The sequence below is a fragment of the Arhodomonas sp. AD133 genome (assembly GCF_051195215.1).
Lineage (GTDB): Bacteria > Pseudomonadota > Gammaproteobacteria > Nitrococcales > Nitrococcaceae > Arhodomonas.
This window is the reverse complement of sequence record NZ_JBNAZM010000158.1, coordinates 1-1,102: the sequence shown is the minus strand read 5'-3', so window position 1 is coordinate 1,102 and position 1,102 is coordinate 1. Positions and strand designations below refer to the sequence as shown.

Below are 1,102 nucleotides of genomic sequence, written 5' to 3'. Positions count from 1 at the left end.
GCTTCGCCGGCGGCCTCTATGATCCGGACACCGGGCTCGTGCGCTTCGGGGCGCGGGACTATGATCCGGAAGTGGGGCGGTGGACGGCGAAGGATCCAATCTTGTTCGCTGCAGGTAGTGCCAATATATATGCATATGTGGCAGGGAATCCCGCAAATGTCGTCGATCCAAGTGGGCTGAGCGGTTTTGCGCTATTTGCTCGCCCTTCTCCTGTCGTTCCTAGATGGATGAATCCACGTTTGGGCGAGACAGCAGCACAGTATTCAGAGCGGACGGCCAGGATGCGCCGCCTAGAACAAATGCAATGGCGTAGTGAAGTGCGACCAAACCCGAATCCCACTCGGTTTCCCGAACAAATTCCCAATGAAACTTGGATGGGGCGCTTGGCTGATTTGCTTGATACGTTTAGCAAGTATGGAGATATGTTGACATTGCCTCCAACCTTTCGGCCACGGTTGCCGAATGAAAACCCATGTGTAAGCGGAGACGATTCTTCACCTGGCTCGGGGGGTGGGTCCGATGATTGGAGTGAGTGTTATCGCAATGGGTGGTGTGTATGACCATTCGCGGAGCCGCATGTTTTATGAAACTTGCCTTGTTGGCTACGGTGCTTAGCATTCGTCAAAGCTCAGCGAATATGTGGGAGGATTTTTTTGAGAAAGCATCCGAGAAAAAAGGCCGGATGTATCATGATCGTTGCATAATTTTTTTCTTGTTGGCCAATGCGTTGAAGCATAAAGATGATCGCCGCATAGTTCTGGTTCTTGAGACGTTCTCAGGTTCCTTGGCGGAGCGTAGAATCCCTGGCCGTCTTAGAGATCAGTTATACTATGCATGTGTCCGTTGTGAGCGTGTGGATGTTTGGCATGATTTTGTAGAAAAAGCGAAATGGAAATAAAACTGTCAGGTCTCGCCTGATTGTATTCCTGTCAACAGCTATCCCCTTTTTCAAGCCAGGCAGGCTTTGCGAGACTGCCTCACGGCCATGGAACCGAGCACGGAAGGAAGGTGCGCATGAGCGGCACGACGGTCCACGCCCGAGCTCGCACGACGCCGCGTATCCGCGAGGAAATCCGACACTCCTCGCTGTCGGAGCGGGAGC

At 52.9% G+C, this 1,102-nt stretch carries 2 protein-coding genes; both read left to right on the top strand.

The genetic code is table 11. From position 1 onward, the window contains the following. On the top strand, window positions 1-560 hold a 560-nt coding region (locus tag ACPEES_RS23520), incomplete at its 5' end, for an RHS repeat-associated core domain-containing protein (RefSeq protein ID WP_435106960.1). After that, on the top strand, window positions 557-898 hold the full coding sequence (locus tag ACPEES_RS23515) for a hypothetical protein (protein WP_435106958.1): 342 nt from the start codon (window positions 557-559) through the stop codon (window positions 896-898). The genes ACPEES_RS23520 and ACPEES_RS23515, both read left to right, overlap by 4 nt. Window positions 899-1,102: the final 204 nt, after the last annotated feature.

Bases quoted from the DNA above. Each gene is read 5' to 3' on its own strand.
- ACPEES_RS23515 (WP_435106958.1), top strand. From the start codon at position 557: ATGACCATTCGCGGAGCCGCATGTTTTATGAAACTTGCCTTGTTGGCT.